This is a genomic window from Microvirga tunisiensis, assembly GCF_009296175.1.
GTDB lineage: Bacteria > Pseudomonadota > Alphaproteobacteria > Rhizobiales > Beijerinckiaceae > Microvirga > Microvirga tunisiensis.
On record NZ_VOSK01000068.1, the window covers coordinates 12,505 to 27,386 of the forward strand.

Genomic DNA, 14,882 nt, shown 5'->3' on the forward strand with positions numbered 1-14,882 from the left:
AATTGGCTCGGTTCCAGACTGCCGATCGTGTCATCTTCGACGGGAAGGCGGATAGACCGGGTGCCGAGGCGGTGGCAGACATCGTCGTACCTGACTTGTCTCATGCTTGCGGCCCTTCGGAGTGACGCACGCCCCGAATTGAACGGCACCGCTACTCTTTCTCTGAAGGTGCCCGGCCGCGTGCTGACAAGTATGATCGCGCTCGATTCCTGGTCGGAGATTCACGTCATGACGACATATCCGGGATTTCTCCGTGCAGTGCGCAATGAGAGCGCTGAGACCATCGACTGGCGCTACTACCAGAACACGGCCGATGGAGAGCCTGTCACCATCACCTACAATTTAATGACGGGTCCCATGGGTCCCGCTTGGTATGGCGATCCGGATTATCGTTTCAAGGCTTACTCGGCCCTTGACAAGGCTCTCGTGGAGACCGCGCTTCACGCTTTCGGCGCAATCTCAGGCGTGACCTTCGTCAGGGACAGTTCACAGAACGCCGATTTGATGTTCGGCCGTTTCGACATCAGCGGCAGCGTCCTTGGCTATGCCGATATGCCATGGGTCAACAAGACGGGACCCGTTACTCAAAGCAGTCAGCTAATCATGATCGACGTCGATCAACCGCTGACCACGGCAAGCTGGGGCTATCAGGTGGCGCTGCACGAAATCGGGCATGCCTTGGGACTGAAGCACACCTTCGAAGGACAGAGCCGCCTTTCGCCGGCAGAGGATAACATCGACAACAGCGTGATGTCCTATACGGAGGGCGCCACGTCATATAGTCTTGGGCCTTATGACATCATGGCTTTGCAGAGCATCTACGGGCCAGCCAAAGCGCGCCTAGGTTCATCGACCTACAAATTCGGCGCCAGTAAAATCATCTGGGATGGAGGAGGGATCGACACCATCACCGCGTCCCACCTGCATGAGAAGGTCACCCTCTATCTGGATGACGGCACGCAAAGCTACTTCGGAAGAAAGCATGCGATCCTGGCGAGCAAGCAAGTCTGGCTTGGACATTTCACCATGATCGAGAATGCTGTCGGCGGTACTGGAAACGATGCGATCTACGGCAATGAGCTTGCGAACGACCTGAAGGGTGGATCAGGCAATGACAGGCTGTCCGGCCGTACTGGCGATGACCGGCTCCACGGCGGCAGCGGCAATGATCATCTTTACGGAGGCGCGGGCGCAGACACCCTCTATGGCGGTCCAGGCAAGGATCGATTCATCTTCAAGACGCTGAATGAACTTGGATCGTTAAGCTCCTTCGATCGTATTCAGCAGTTCGATAGGAACGATGTTCTGGATTTCCGCTCCTTCGATGCCGATCCAGCGGCGCCCGGTCGCCAGAAGATCATGTTCACCGGCAATTTCAGCGCAGATGTCGAGCATCAAGCTGCGGGCACAGCATATTATAACAGGGTGACCGACACGCTGATGATCGAGACGACAGGTGACGGCGTCGCCGATTGTCAATTGGCGATCAAGGGAGTGGACGTGCTGAAGTCTGCCTATTTCGTTGTCTGAGCGCCTGCGCCCGATGGATGAAACGTCGCTGAAATTTTTCGGATCTCTCGGGAATAAAGCCTCGGCCCGATTGTCTTTGGCAGGCGGTTCCGTCCGGAGCCTCTGACCAATCTGCGGGGGAGGAGTCCGTTGCCTCCTGCAAATCCTGAGATCGCCGGCGATCCTTTCGAGGGGCTGTGCCTACCGGTGAGCGCTTGGAAGGCCCTTGAGGAAGCGCACATCACCAGCCTCAAACAGCTCAAGACCATGGTGCCCGTCATCGAGCAGATCCATGGTATCGGGCCGGAGATGGCTCAGGTGATCAGAGACAGAGTTGATCTGTTGGCTACACGGCGAATTGTACGGGTCAGGCTGATCTTCCCGAAGCGGTCTCATTGCGAAAAATGATGCATTCAATTGAGAGCGGACACTCGTGATCCTTCCCGATCCCTCCATGCATTGTGCAGCGTGGTTATGGCTTGAACTGGCCTGCAGTGTCACAAAGTCGGGGCTATCACCCTCGCACGAATCGAAATAGGACCGGGACAAGCGGGGAGACTTGGCAAGAAAGGCCTGCCTCGAAGAACCAGGCAAGGCCAGAGGCTCACCATGGAAACAGGATCAGCGGCTTCCGAGGCACGTCGGACACGGGCCGGCGTTCTTTATGCCTTGGCCGCATTCTTCATGTGGGGCTTGGCCGTTCCGCTTCACTTCAAGCTTGTCTCGGCCGTGCCGGCCCTGCAGATCCTTGCTCACCGCATCGTCTGGGCGAGCGTGTTCGCGCTCGGCCTGATCCTCATCGGCCGGCAATGGCGCAAGCTTGTTGAAGCGCTGACCTCCGGCAGCCGGCTCCTGCTCTTGTGCCTTTCGGCCGGTCTGATAGCCATCAACTGGCTCATCTATATCTGGGCCGTCAATTCCGGGCACCTCGTTCAGACAAGTCTCGGGTATTTCATCAACCCGCTTCTGAACGTCGTGCTGGGCGTCCTCTTCCTTCGGGAGCGGCTGAACCCGGCACAGATAGCGGCCTGCGTGGTAGCTGCGCTGGGCGTGCTTGCCCTCGCTGTTTCCTCGGGTGAGATGCCGTGGGTCGCGTTGGTTCTGGCTTTCAGCTTCGGCTGTTACGGTCTCGTCAGGAAGATCGTACCGGTCGCGCCTCTCATCGGCTTCTGCATCGAGTCGCTTCTGCTCACCCCTTTGGCCTTGGGCTACCTCGCTCATACGGCTGTAAATGGCCAATCCGTGGCATTCCGGGGTGATCTGCGCCTGGACGCGCTTCTCATCCTGACGGGGCTCAGCACCGCTTTGCCCCTCATCTGGTTTGCGGCGGCCGCTCAGAAGCTGAAACTCTCCACCATTGGCCTGCTGCAATATCTGGCGCCGTCAGGCCAACTTGCGCTTGGGGTCTTCGCTTATGGAGAGGCTTTCGGGCGGATCGATGCCATGGCTTTCGGGCTGATCTGGCTCGCTCTTGCGATTTATACCGTCAGCGCCCTGAGGTCCGCTCCTCCGGTGCCAAAGCCGGCGAGCGCCGGTTAAGGAGTTGGAGCGCCACCCAGGGAAGGGGCAAGCTGATGAGCCGGTGGACTTTTTGAAGGCTTGGCCCGATGCTGTGGACCAACCGCGGCCGGGCCTGCGCGAAGCCTTTCAGATCAGGCCCTGAACAGGATGCTTGTCTGTGATACGTGGGCACTTATGGAGCAAAGTGCTGGCAGCAGCCTTTTATGGCGTGGTTCTCCTATTCCTGGCTTCCGCAGGCTCCCTAGGAGCCAAGGCTCAGTCTGCGCCGGCTCTAAGCCCTCCGCCACCCCAGGTTCAGCAATTGCTGCAGCTCCTGCAGGATCCCGCCGTCCGCTCGTGGATCGACGAACAGCGGAAGCCTCCCGTCGCGGTGACGACATCTGAGATGATGATGCAGCGGATCACGGGCCTGCGGGAGCGCCTTGCAGCCTTGGCCGCTGCCATGCCGCGACTGCCGGACGAGTTCCGGAACGCGTCCGGTCGGCTCCTTGGCGAACTCCAGGGGCGAAGACCAGTTTCCGTGTTGCTCCTGGTCATCGGGTTCCTGGCCCTGGGAACCGGAGCCGAGCGGTTGTTCCGCCGAGTGACGGCCTCGTCCAGGAAGTGGGTCGTGACCCGGCCGGTGAACGCTACCTCCGAGCGACTGCACGCGATCGCCCTGCGCTTCGTTTTCAACCTGGCCGACATCGCGATCTTTGCAGTCGGGAGCATCGGGGCGTTCCTGGCACTCGATTGGCCGCCGCTCCTTAGGCAGGTCGTGGTAGCCTATCTTTTTGCCGCCGTCATGTTGCGTCTGGTACTGATGGCGAGCCGGTTCCTTCTCGCACCCGATCATGCCGCACCGGAGGATGCCGAACGGTTCCGCCTGATTCCGATGGGCAGGGCGGCAGCGCAATTCTGGCACCGGCGGTTGGCCCTGTTCGTCGGCTGGTTCGCCTTCGGATGGGCCACCGTCGACGTGCTCAAGATCCTGGGCTTCACGCCGGAGGCGCGCGCTGTGGTGGCCTATGCCCTCGGCCTTGGGCTTCTCGTCATCGCTCTCAACGCCGTCTGGACACGGCCCTTGCCAGGATCGAGCGAAGTCGCGGAAACCGGAACGCCAAGGCGTATGTCTCATACGGTCGTAGCCAGCCTGTTTTCCATATACTTTATTCTTCTCTGGGGTCTGTGGGTGGCGGGCCTCATGGGCTTCTTCTGGCTGGCCGCCGTCGCTTTCCTGCTTCCGGCCGCGATTGCCATCACCGAGAAAGCAAGTCGCCACGCCCTGCGCCCGCATGAGGGCTCGGGAGCCTCGGGCCAAACGGGTTTGATGGCGGTTTATCTGGACCGCGGAATCCGGGCGCTGCTCATTGCCGGAGCAGTGCTGCTGCTGGCCGATGCCTGGCACATCGATCTGGTCGAGATGACAAGCCGCGACACGCTTCTGACCCGCCTCATCCGGGGCGCCTTGAGCGCCGTGGTCATCCTGCTCGCTGCCGATCTGGTCTGGCAGATGACGAAGACCTTGATCGACAAGCGGCTCACGCGCGCGCAGTCGGTCCCGTCTGCGACCAGTGAAGTCGCTTCACGAGAGGCGCGCCTGCGAACTCTCCTGCCGATCTTTCGCAATGTGGCTTTCGCCGTTCTGGCAATTGTCGCCGTGTTGATGGTTCTATCCGCGCTGGGAGTGGAAATTGGCCCATTGATCGCGGGCGCCGGCATCGCGGGCGTCGCCATCGGCTTTGGTGCGCAGACACTGGTCAAGGATGTGATCAGCGGCGTTTTCTATCTCCTTGATGACGCCTTCCGGGTCGGAGAGTACATCCAGAGCGGCAGCTACAAGGGAACGGTTGAATCGTTCTCCTTGCGCTCGGTCAAACTGCGCCACCATCGCGGGCCGGTCTACACAGTTCCTTTCGGCGAGCTTGGGGCAGTGGAGAACATGAGCCGGGACTGGGTGATCGACAAGTTCCAGATCGGCATCACCTATGACTCCGATCTGGAGAAGGCGCGCAAGCTCATCAAGAATATCGGTCAGGACATGGCTGCCGACCCCGAGTTCGCCCCGAATATCATCGAGCCTCTGAAGATGCAGGGCGTAGAGCAATTCGGGGAGTTCGCAATTCAGATCCGCTGCAAGATGACGACACGCCCAGGCGAGCAATTCGTGATCCGCCGCAAGGCCTTTGCCCGCATCAAGCAGGCCTTCCAGGACAACGGAATCAAATTCGCGGTCCCGACGGTTCAGGTCGCGGGCGGTGGGGAGGCTGCTGCGGCCGTTGCGCAGGAAGGGCTTCAACTCGTCAAACCGGCAGGCGCTGCAGAATAAGCGGTACGGCAGAGTCAGCGGGAAGCCAAAGTATGTGAAACAGTCGCCCTGGAAAGGACATCTCCTTTCCAGGGCGCGCGTCCGCCGTTTGTTGGAACGTCAGCTCACTTCAGCATGGAAGCGACGTTGTCCTTCGTCACGCGGTCGATACCGGCATAGACGATGTCCTGAACCTTCTCGCCTTTCTTGAGCTGCAGTAGGATGTCCATCGCCTTCTCGCCCATCTCGTAGGGCCGCTGTCCGACGAGAGCGTTGGCATAGCCGTCGCGCAGCAGCTCGAGCTGGACTTTCAGGGTATCTGCCACCACGAGCGTGAACTTGTTCTGGTCCATGGCAGCCTTGTTCTTGTTCACGAAGCTCTTGTAGGCCTCCGGAACGAACATCGGCCAGCCGCCGACGGGAACGATGGCGGCGAGATCCGGATTGGCGGTCTTGAGATCCTGCATCTGCTGCACGGCGAGCGCGAGATCGTCATTGCAGTAGGTGGGCGAACCGGACACTTCCGCCCACTTGGACCCTTTCAGAGCATCCCGCACGCCCTCGACGCGCTCCTTCAGGTTAGCGGCCGCCGGACCGCCCGATACCATGGCGTATTTGCCGCCTTCGGGCCGCAGCCTCAGGAGCTCCTCGCCAAGGGCGCGGCCCATGGCCCGGTTGTCGGTGCCCACGTGCGCCTGGCGCGCGGAGCTCGGCGCGTCGGCGTCGAAGGTGATCACCGGAATGCCGGCATCGCGAGCGGCCTTGATCACGCGTACGGCTGCGGCTGCATCCGATACCGAAATGGCGATGCCGTCGACCTTCTGGCTGATCAGATCCTGAATGATCTGCGCCTGGCTTGCCGGTTCATGCTCCACCGGGCCCTTGTAGATGCATTCGATATTCCCGAGTTCCTTCGCACGCTTCATGCATCCGTCGCGGGAGAGATCGAAATAGGGATTGTTCATCGCCTTCGGAACGATGGCGAATTTGTATGTCTGCTGTGCCATGGCCGGGGCGGTGAGCGCCGCAGCGGCGACTGCGGCAAGGATCAGGCGCTTCATCATGTCTTCCTCCTGGTTGATTGATCGCCCCATGCCTGGGGTCTCGTGACCGGCTTCTGTCGGCCGGTTGTTCGCATCCGCCTTCGAGGCAAGACGTGCTTGCCTCCGACAACGGTATTCAAGACGTCATGCGCAGGGTCCGCAGGCGGTCGACCAGGACCGCGAGGATGATGATCCCGCCGACGAGCACGATCTGCCAATAGGCATTGATGCCCGCGAGCACGAGGCCGTTGCGGATGACTTCGATCAGAAGAGCGCCGATGACCGCTCCGGCCGGCCCACCTATGCCGCCGTTGAGGTTCGCGCCGCCGATGACGGCCGCGGCAATGATCGTCAGTTCATATCCCGTGGCCAGATTGGCCGGAGCGGAGCCGAGCCACCCAACCATCAGGATGCCGGCGAGTCCGGCGGAGAGGGCAGACAGCACATACACGGCAATTTTGACGCGCTCGACCGCAATGCCGGTGAGGGCTGCGGCCTTCTCATTGCCACCGAGCGCGAAGACATGCCGCCCAAAGGCCGTGTGATGAAGGATGACGCCGATGATCGCAGCGAGAACGAGAAGATAGATGATCGCCACTGGAACGCCGGCGATGTTGCCATCTGTGATCTCGTAGAAGAGGTTCACGTCCGGCCCGGTCGGGGCCTGCCCACGGCCCTCCGTGACTGCGTAGGCGAGGCCGCGGACGATCGAGAGCATTCCGAGCGTCGTCACGAAGGGAGAGAGCCCCACGCGGGCGATCAGCAGGCCGTTCGCCAAGCCGATCAGCAGCGCGACACCAAGGCCCGCTCCGAGCGAGACCACCATGCCCGCCAGCGGAACGTTGTCGAGCACCGTGCCGCTCACCGCCTGCATGACGATGGCGCAGGTGATGGCCGCCAGCGCCATGGTCGAGCCGACGGAGAGATCGATTCCGCCGGTGACGATGACGAGGGTGACTCCCAGCGTCACGATGCCGACGAAGGAAAAGTTCTTGGCGACATTGGCCAGGTTGCCGGGGCTGAGAAAGGCCGAACTTAGGAAGGACATCACGATCATGATGACGATGAGGGCAGCCGCCACATAGGCGGTCTGGCTCGCGAAGAAGCCGCGCCGCCACCAGCGGGCCCGCCCCACATTCGAGAAGTCGCTCGTTTCCGTGCCGGTTGCTGGAGAGAGTTCGCTCATCACGCCGCTTCCTTGGCGCCCGTAATCAGCGCGGTGACTTCCTCGGGGCTCGATTCGCTGATCGGCTTGTCCGCTACCTTGGTTCCGCGGCGCATCACGACCACCCGTTCGCACACCGAGAACACATCCGGCATGCGATGCGAGATCAGAATCACGGCGATGCCGGCATCCTTCAGGCGGCGGATGAGATCGAGAACCTCGGCCACTTGGCGCACGGAAATGGCCGCGGTCGGCTCATCCATGAGGATGAGCTTGGCCTTGGCGAGGCGGGTCCGGGCAATCGCGACCGCCTGCCGCTGCCCGCCCGACATGGCGCGGACCAGGTCGTCCGGACGCGTTTCAGACTTGAGTTCGCGAAACAGGGCCGCCGTTCGCTGGTTCATGGTGGCATGGTCGAGAAACGAAAACGGCCCGACCTTGCGTTTCAGTTCGCGCCCGAGAAATACGTTGGCGGCCGCCGTCAGGTTGTCGGCGAGGGCGAGATCCTGGTAGACGACCTCAATGCCGACGGAGCGGGCATCGATCGGTCTGGTGAAATGAACCTCTTGGTCCTCGAACAGAACTTTGCCGTGCGAGGCCGGGAAGTTGCCGGCGATGATCTTCACCAGGGTCGACTTGCCGGCACCGTTGTCGCCCATCAGACCGACGACTTCGCCGGGCTTGATCGTGAGATTGACATGGGACAGGGCCCGGATGGCGCCGAATTCCTTCCCGACGTCTTGCAGGACGAGGAGTGACAAGAGCGTTCCTCCCTTTATGTCAGGCTATCGCCTGTGCGGCGTCTTTGCGCCATCGTTGATCTAAGCACGGGGTCCCGTGCGATGTCATCTGCGCCTTTGGTGAAAAAGATGCGAGCGAAGTCGATCTCACCTCAGGTCGTTCCGATACTTGCAGCGTTTCAACGAGGACTGGCATTCTTCCCCTGAACGCCGCAGGTGAGGGTGAAACGTTGTCGTTCATGCTCAGTGTCATGCCTCCTGCTCATGATGGGGAACATCGAGCTTGTAGAAACGGCTCGCATTCGCCCCGAAGACCCTGCCGTGATGGCTGACTGGTACGAGCGTCTGACACATGGCGAGCCAATCCCCATAGTCGCCGGCAAGCCTGAGAACGGGCCAGTCGCTGCCCCAGATGAGGCGCTCCGGGCCAAACAACTCCAGGAGAGTGCCGGCATAGGGCATGATCGATCCCGCATCGCGCCGCTCTCCGGCCTCCGTGAGAAGGCCCGACAGCTTGCAATGAACATTGGGGAGGGTAGCCAAGCCGGCCATGGATTCGCGCCACTGGCGGATCTCGCCTGTTGCGATGCGAGGCTTTGCTGCATGATCGATCACGATGGAAAGGTCAGGGTGGCGCTTGGCAAAGGTCGTCAGCGCCCTCAGGTGCTGCGGCATCACCAGGGCGTCGAAACGCAGATCCGCCTCTTTCATGGCTGCGATGGCAGGATCGAGATGCGGATCATCGATCCAGTTGGGATCCGGAATATCCTGCAGCATCGGCCGCAGGCTCTTCAGTTTCGGATGCGCCGCGAGGCGGGCGATATGGGCGGAAGCATCGGACGACTTGAGATCGACCCAGCCCACGACGCCAAGGATGAAAGAGTGTTGGTCCGCCAGATCCAACATGAAATCGGTGTCGTCCAGCGTCGGAAGAGATTGCACCAGGACCGTGCCGCCGATGCCGCAGGACCTTAAGGTCGGCTCCAGATCGCGTGGCATGAAATCGCGATGGATGTCTGCCAGGTCCGGCGGCGGCCACTGGCCCTTTCGGTTGCGCATCAGCCAGAAATGCTGGTGAGCATCGATCCGCATGGGGCTCATTCGCTTTTGCCGGGGAGGGGGGCGGCTTCGTCCACCAATCCGAGCTTCCGGAGCGCTGTCCAGAGTTCGACCGGGATGTCGCTTTCGAACCAAGCCACATTGGTCTGAAGCTGCCGGGCGTTGCGGGCTCCGACCACACAAGAGACAACCGCCGGATGAGCCATGGGAAATTGAAGGGCCGCCGCAGGAAGTGGGACATCGAAATCGTCGCACACGGCTTTCAGGGACTGGACGCGCTGCACGACATCGGGTGGCGCATCCTGGTAGTCGAACTTGTTGTTTCCGACGAGGATGCCGGAATTGAAAGGACCGGCGACGACGATACCAGTTCCTGCGCGGACGCATTTCTCCAGCAATGGAAGGCTCATCTGCTCCAGCAGCGTGTAGCGGCCCGCAAGCATCACGACATCGAGATCCGCCTCCTGCATGGCATCGTGAACGACCTCCGCCTCGTTGACCCCGAGGCCGATGGCCGTGACGCGTCCACTGCGACGCAAATCCAGGAGCGCCCGGAACCCGCCGTCCGCGGTGAGTTGGCGCCAGTAATGCTCATGCCGGTCGCCATGGGTATAACGGCCGATATCGTGAATGTAGAGAATGTCGATCTTGGTGATGCCGAGACGCTGCTGGCTGTCCTCGAAGGATTTCAGGATGGCGTCATAGGTGTAGTCGTAGGTGGGGCGGAACGGGAGAGGGCGGACCCAGCCATTCTCTTCTTCGCTGACGCTCTCATCGGGCACCATCAGGCGGCCGGCCTTCGTGCTGATGACGTAGCTGTCCCGCTTGCGGTCGCACAGCAAAGCACCGAGGCGGCGCTCGGACCGCGTGTAGCCGTAATAGGGAGCGGTGTCGAAATAACGAATTCCCTGGTCCCAGGCGGCTTCCGTCGTGGCCTGAGCCTCGGCATAGCTGGTGGGGCTATAGAGCCCACCCATCGGCGCACTCCCAAGACCAAGTGCGGTGAGGGACAGATCTCTGCGAGGAAGGGCGCGGCGATCGGAAATCTTCATGACAGACCCTCGGTCGGCACGCGACAGGAAACAGCCAACCGCTGAGCCCTTTCAGGCCCTGTCGGCGTGCCGGTGCAATGACGAAGATGGGCTGTCAGGCCTCGCATGCTTCCTCCCTCTGCAACATGGCCCCATCTTCTGCAGGGCTCTCTAATGGCTCCAATTGGTCAGGCCAATCCGAGCGCTATAGGAATATGGCCGGGAGGAATAATTGGTCAAGTCGAAAGGATAAGCAGGTGGTGCTAGCCTGACCCTCATTGTCAGGTTCCGGAGCGAGGCTTATGGTCAGGCCAATTTCAGGTTCCCGCTCATGTCGGTCCCATTCAAGCCAATAGAGACCAGGCGCCTTTATCAGCAGATCGCCGATCAGATCCGCGGCCTGATCCAAGGAGGGCAGTTCGTGCCTGGCGCCCGCCTTCCTGCCGAGCGGGATCTCGCGCATCAATTGGGCGTTTCGCGCCCCTCGCTTCGGGAGGCGCTCATCGCTCTCGAAATCGACGGGAGCGTCGAAATCCGTTCTGGATCGGGCGTCTATGTCTGCACACCGGTCGAACGATCGGCTCATATGATCCGCTCGATGGGGGAGAGTCCATCGGAACTCATGCAAGCGCGGGCGGCTATAGAGGGGACGGTTGCTGCACTTGCCTGCGCGCGCATGACACCGGAAGGGCTTGCTTCCCTTTACTCAACGATTCAAGCAATGCGAGTCGATATTGCCGATGGACGCGACCCGCTCGAGCAGGACCGCCAATTCCATCTCGCCATTGCGGGCTTGTCGGGCAATTCGGTGCTCGTACGCATCGTGCGCGACCTGTTCGATGAACGCCATAGTCCCATTTCCGCTCAGCTGAGCGTCAGATTCGACAGTCGCGAAGGTTGGCGCGCCGCTCTTTCGGAGCATGAGTCGATCTATGCAGCCCTGGAGGTTGCGGATCCGCTTCTGGCGCAGGCTGCGATGCGGATGCATCTCGATGCATCGAAGAAGCGCTGGCTCGGGGATTGACGCGAGGCCGACGGCGCTTTGGACGTTACGTACACCATAAAGAAAAAGCGGCTCCGGTCTGGACCGGAGCCGCTTCAAAAAGCTCGATCTGAATCGCTTAGATCACAAGGAAATCGGCCGCCGTGAGCTTGGCGAGGTTCTCGATGACGGCGAACTTCACCGCTGCCGTCGAGCCCGTGCCGTCCGCATCATAAGAGAGCACGCCTGTCTTGTCGTTGTAGATGATGCGATCACCGGAATCCAACGCCTTCGTGCCGATGACGAAGCTGCTCGAGGAGAGCGCGCCGTACTTGAGCTTGGTGAACGCCGTGTCGTTGAGGCGGATCGTGTCATCGGCGACACTGAAGTCGACGATCACGTCCACATTAGCGCTGCCCGACTTGGTGTCGAAGGTGAATGTGTCCTTGCCTGCACCGCCTATCAGCACATCGCTGCCGTTCTTGGCCCAGATCTTGTCATCGCCGCCCTTGCCGTCGATCAGGTCGTTGCCGGACGTGCCCGTCAGGCTGTCGGCACTGCTCGTGCCATTGACCGTCTTCGTGGTGGTGGGCCGCGGCGAGGGCGTCGGAGTGGGTGTCGGGGTCGGGGTTGTCTCAGGTACGTCGGTGACCTGGAAGGTGACCGCGCCGGTGTCGGTGTCACCATCCGCGTCCTTGGCGGTGTAGCTGAAGGTGTCCGCACCGGAGAAGTTGGCTTTCGGCGTGTAGACGAAGGAGCCGTCGGCGTTGAGCTTTACGCTGCCGCCCTGAGCGGTCGCGAAGGTGCCGGCAATCGCCGCTTTGCCCCCATCGGCCGCAATGTCGTTGGCGAGCACGCCCTGGGCCGCGAAGATTGTGAGAACCGTGTCCTCCGTCGCAGCATAGGTGTCGTCCGTCGCGGTGACAGGCTTGTCGCCCGCCCCAGGTGTCGGATTCGGTGTCGGGGTCGGCTCCGTCGGCGTGGTGCCGGTGCCGTTGTGGTTGAAGCTCAGGGCATAGAACGAGGTCTGGCCGTAGCCCGAACCATTGCTCTCGTTCGCACCCAGATAAGCACCGGCCTTGAAGTAGAACGTATCCGACTGCCACACGCTGTTGATCTTGCTGACCGACTTGTAGATCTGGCCGTCGGCGAAGACCGTCACCTCGAGGTTATCGCCCTTGGCGTTGATCGTGTAGGAGAAGCGTTCGTCCAGGGACACGTCAGGCTGCTGGCCCGAAGCGTTCACGAAGTAGAACTTCGTCTCGCTGTTGTTTGAACCGGCCTGATCATTGGCGAAGTAGAGCTTGCCGTTCTCCCAGTAGAGACGGACCAGTTCGTCGTCCTGGCCATGGATCTGCCCGACGACGATCTTGCCGCCAGTGCCATCGCGATTCGGCGCGGCATCGACTTCAAGGGTAGCGCTCATGAAGCCGCCGGTCTGGAGGTTCCAGGCGGCGTTGGCAGTGCCGTTCATCTCGCGCAACTCGGAGCGGGCATAGGAGGAGCCGCTGGTGGTAGCGCCCTCGACGGGAGCCACGAAGGTCATGGCGCCGTCGGCTGCGGCGTAGAAGTACTTGGAATGCTGGTAGCCGGAAAGATTTTTCACTTCCATGGCGGTGCCGCTGACATCGGCCATTCGAATCCACAGGAAGAGTGATCTTCCAATTGGACAAGTCAAAGTTGCCGCTCGGTGCGACAGAAGAATTCAAAGCCATGTTGTCTGCCCCATAATTGAGCGAGCCTCTTTTGCGAGGCTTCTGAATAAGAATTGCGCAGTTCTATTGAGTGGTTGCCAGGATACTGGCGGAAAGTGACACGGATACGCACAGTTAGGAAGAAGCGTTAATCTACACGCTGACAATACTGCGGCACTTGAGAGTTATATCTCGCTATCCGCTTGTGGTGTTCTGCTAATGGAATAAGGCAACATCGTGGCATTGCAGGAAGAATTCAGCTTGCAGGTAAGTATTCTGCCGCCCCATAAGATTATAGAGATTGGAGAGGACTTTAAGCCTTATGGCTGCTATCCTAGGGGCCGCTTCCGAAAGGGCACGGTAGCCTGGAGGTCTGATAGACGTGAGGTGATGATCAGCTAGGTGTCATCTGGGATCGTCCCAAAGAAAGAGCGCCCGTTGTTTGGCGCTCTAGGTAGGCCGCCGTAGCGACCAGAGGGAGGACCGTGCCAGCCAGGCACATGAGAAGGCTGCGCCTGAAAGGTAAACGGGTGGTTACGAAAAGCGCGCGATGGCTACTCTTTTAAAATGTCCTCCGGCCGTGCCACGTCCCGCAGATCTGCTGCTTGGACGGGTGCATAGCCGAACCGCTTCGTGAGTGCATCGAATGTATCGCTGGTGTCGTGCCCGCTCTGCACACCATGGCAGACGGCAAAATACTCGATGACGGCATTCTCCTCAGCCCCAGAGGGCGAAGCCAGGTTCAGGATGGCCACCTTCCATGACCCTGCATCGTCCTGCCAGATGGCGGACGGCTTCGTCTTGGAACAGAAGTAGTAACCTGTCGATGCTTCACCGCCTGTCTTGGGACGGCGTTTGTCATAGCTGCCGTTCGGGTGATGGGAGGTCCATTCCTTGGAGATGACCATGAAGAGGGCACCATTCGCGTTGGAGCCGACCATGTCGCGGCTCTCGATACTGAACCAAGCGCAATAGTCCATCCGGCAGCGGCCCTGCATCAGTTCGGCCGAGAGCGCAGCCCCACTCGATGTGAGGCTGCCGATGCTGGCGATGAGTGCGGCAGTGTAGGCAAGCGTCATAGAGACCCTTTGGCAACGACATGGCCCGTCAGTGTAATACAAGAAGCCAGCCGACCAACGCCACAGGGGCGATGATGCCGAGAACGAAGGAAACAGCACCGTGGGCCATGGAAACCTCCTGCCAACTTCCTTAACGTAATCCCATGGGGCTCAGGAGGCGGTGCGCTGCAGCACGTTCCATGGAAGCGGGCATTCCGGTTCAGGATTTCTGATCGCTTGATGACCCAGGTTCGGGAGGGGAGGTCGGGACCGTTCCATCTTCGGCAGGCGTGCCGTTCTGGGCCTTGCGCTTTTTGCCGAGCCATTTGAACAGCATCCATCCCAAGCCCGAGCTGAGGGCTGCAATCACCACAAGGCCGGAACTCGGATAGTCACGGAAGTTGATGCGCTTCGTGCCATTCAGCTCTTCCAGTTCATCTTCCGGCTGTTCGTCTGTCTCGGGCATGAAACGGGTCTCGTAGGGGGTTCCTCCCATATAAGCCTCGCAACCCGGGTTTCCATCGCTTTTTGAAAGCAAGTGGCACGAGAGGCTCTGCGTCTGGAGAAGCCTCTCGTCTGTAAGTGTCAAAGAAAACGCCCGGCTCGGGTGAGCCGGGCGGGAATGTTAAGTTCTGTGTGGACCGGGTCAGGCTGCTTTGACGCCGTGGAGGAAGGTTTCGACCTCGCGCCCGAGATCGTGCGAATGGCGCGACAGCTCCTGGGCTGCGCCCAGCACCTGAGAGGCCGCCGCTCCGGTCTCGCCGGCGCCCTGCTGCACGTCGCCGATGCTGCC

At 60.6% G+C, this 14,882-nt stretch carries 13 protein-coding genes; 5 read left to right on the plus strand and 8 right to left on the minus strand.

All coding sequences use genetic code 11. The features are described 5' to 3' along the window. The first annotated feature begins 138 nt into the window (after positions 1-138). The 4 genes from FS320_RS17640 to FS320_RS17655 all read left to right on the plus strand — a co-directional run bounded on the left by FS320_RS17640 (position 139) and on the right by FS320_RS17655 (position 5,338). Positions 139-1,530: a M10 family metallopeptidase C-terminal domain-containing protein gene (locus FS320_RS17640; RefSeq protein ID WP_162003059.1), complete on the plus strand. Its 1,392-nt coding sequence runs from the start codon at positions 139-141 to the stop codon at positions 1,528-1,530. A 129-nt stretch (positions 1,531-1,659) separates the two neighbouring features. Beyond that, positions 1,660-1,917 carry a hypothetical protein gene (locus FS320_RS17645; RefSeq protein ID WP_152713137.1) on the plus strand — a complete coding sequence of 86 codons (258 nt, stop codon included), beginning with the start codon at positions 1,660-1,662 and terminating at the stop codon, positions 1,915-1,917. A 201-nt stretch (positions 1,918-2,118) separates the two neighbouring features. Then, the gene (gene rarD, locus FS320_RS17650) at positions 2,119-3,048 is read left to right on the plus strand and encodes an EamA family transporter RarD (RefSeq protein WP_152713138.1); all 930 of its coding nucleotides are present in this window, start codon (positions 2,119-2,121) and stop codon (positions 3,046-3,048) included. A 283-nt stretch (positions 3,049-3,331) separates the two neighbouring features. Beyond that, entirely contained in the window at positions 3,332-5,338 is a 2,007-nt protein-coding gene (locus FS320_RS17655) for a mechanosensitive ion channel family protein (protein WP_244627202.1), read from the plus strand. Between the two features lie 104 nt (positions 5,339-5,442). Here the strand turns inward: FS320_RS17655 and FS320_RS17660 are convergent, their stop codons facing one another. From FS320_RS17660 to FS320_RS17680, 5 genes are all read right to left on the minus strand, one after another. Then, positions 5,443-6,378 carry a sugar-binding protein gene (locus tag FS320_RS17660; RefSeq protein WP_152713149.1) on the minus strand — a complete coding sequence of 312 codons (936 nt, stop codon included), beginning with the start codon at positions 6,376-6,378 and terminating at the stop codon, positions 5,443-5,445. Positions 6,379-6,496: 118 nt separating this feature from the next. Then, positions 6,497-7,546, minus strand: a complete 1,050-nt coding sequence (locus FS320_RS17665; RefSeq protein ID WP_152713140.1) for an ABC transporter permease — start codon at positions 7,544-7,546, stop codon at positions 6,497-6,499. After that, positions 7,546-8,286: an ATP-binding cassette domain-containing protein gene (locus FS320_RS17670; protein WP_152713141.1), complete on the minus strand. Its 741-nt coding sequence runs from the start codon at positions 8,284-8,286 to the stop codon at positions 7,546-7,548. The genes FS320_RS17665 and FS320_RS17670 overlap by 1 nt, the downstream gene beginning before the upstream one ends. Before the next feature lie 228 nt (positions 8,287-8,514). Then, positions 8,515-9,357, minus strand: coding sequence for an amidohydrolase family protein (locus FS320_RS17675; RefSeq protein ID WP_152713142.1), 843 nt, complete (start codon positions 9,355-9,357; stop codon positions 8,515-8,517). Between the two features lie 5 nt (positions 9,358-9,362). After that, positions 9,363-10,376: an aldo/keto reductase gene (locus tag FS320_RS17680; protein WP_152713143.1), complete on the minus strand. Its 1,014-nt coding sequence runs from the start codon at positions 10,374-10,376 to the stop codon at positions 9,363-9,365. 310 nt (positions 10,377-10,686) lie between these two features. Here FS320_RS17680 and FS320_RS17685 point away from each other — a divergent pair, with 310 nt between their 5' ends. Then, the gene (locus FS320_RS17685; RefSeq protein ID WP_152713144.1) at positions 10,687-11,379 is read left to right on the plus strand and encodes a FadR/GntR family transcriptional regulator; all 693 of its coding nucleotides are present in this window, start codon (positions 10,687-10,689) and stop codon (positions 11,377-11,379) included. A gap of 97 nt (positions 11,380-11,476) precedes the next feature. Here the strand turns inward: FS320_RS17685 and FS320_RS17690 are convergent, their stop codons facing one another. The 3 genes from FS320_RS17690 to FS320_RS17700 all read right to left on the minus strand — a co-directional run bounded on the left by FS320_RS17690 (position 11,477) and on the right by FS320_RS17700 (position 14,555). Next, positions 11,477-12,973, minus strand: coding sequence for a polysaccharide lyase family 7 protein (locus FS320_RS17690; protein ID WP_152713145.1), 1,497 nt, complete (start codon positions 12,971-12,973; stop codon positions 11,477-11,479). A 612-nt stretch (positions 12,974-13,585) separates the two neighbouring features. Further along, a complete protein-coding gene (locus tag FS320_RS17695; RefSeq protein ID WP_152713146.1) occupies positions 13,586-14,110 on the minus strand; it encodes a hypothetical protein in 525 nt (174 codons plus the stop codon). A 199-nt stretch (positions 14,111-14,309) separates the two neighbouring features. Next, positions 14,310-14,555 carry a hypothetical protein gene (locus tag FS320_RS17700; protein ID WP_152713147.1) on the minus strand — a complete coding sequence of 82 codons (246 nt, stop codon included), beginning with the start codon at positions 14,553-14,555 and terminating at the stop codon, positions 14,310-14,312. Positions 14,556-14,882 lie beyond the last annotated feature (327 nt).

What these genes read in the sequence shown, in the direction of transcription:
- rarD (WP_152713138.1), top strand. Translation starts at nt 2,119, where the DNA reads ATGGAAACAGGATCAGCGGCTTCCGAGGCACGTCGGACACGGGCCGGC.
- FS320_RS17660 (WP_152713149.1), bottom strand. Translation starts at nt 6,378, where the DNA reads ATGAAGCGCCTGATCCTTGCCGCAGTCGCCGCTGCGGCGCTCACCGCC.
- FS320_RS17665 (WP_152713140.1), bottom strand. Translation starts at nt 7,546, where the DNA reads ATGAGCGAACTCTCTCCAGCAACCGGCACGGAAACGAGCGACTTCTCG.
- FS320_RS17675 (WP_152713142.1), bottom strand. Translation starts at nt 9,357, where the DNA reads ATGCGGATCGATGCTCACCAGCATTTCTGGCTGATGCGCAACCGAAAG.
- FS320_RS17680 (WP_152713143.1), bottom strand. Translation starts at nt 10,376, where the DNA reads ATGAAGATTTCCGATCGCCGCGCCCTTCCTCGCAGAGATCTGTCCCTC.
- FS320_RS17685 (WP_152713144.1), top strand. Translation starts at nt 10,687, where the DNA reads ATGTCGGTCCCATTCAAGCCAATAGAGACCAGGCGCCTTTATCAGCAG.
- FS320_RS17690 (WP_152713145.1), bottom strand. Translation starts at nt 12,973, where the DNA reads ATGGCCGATGTCAGCGGCACCGCCATGGAAGTGAAAAATCTTTCCGGC.
- FS320_RS17695 (WP_152713146.1), bottom strand. Translation starts at nt 14,110, where the DNA reads ATGACGCTTGCCTACACTGCCGCACTCATCGCCAGCATCGGCAGCCTC.
- FS320_RS17700 (WP_152713147.1), bottom strand. Translation starts at nt 14,555, where the DNA reads ATGCCCGAGACAGACGAACAGCCGGAAGATGAACTGGAAGAGCTGAAT.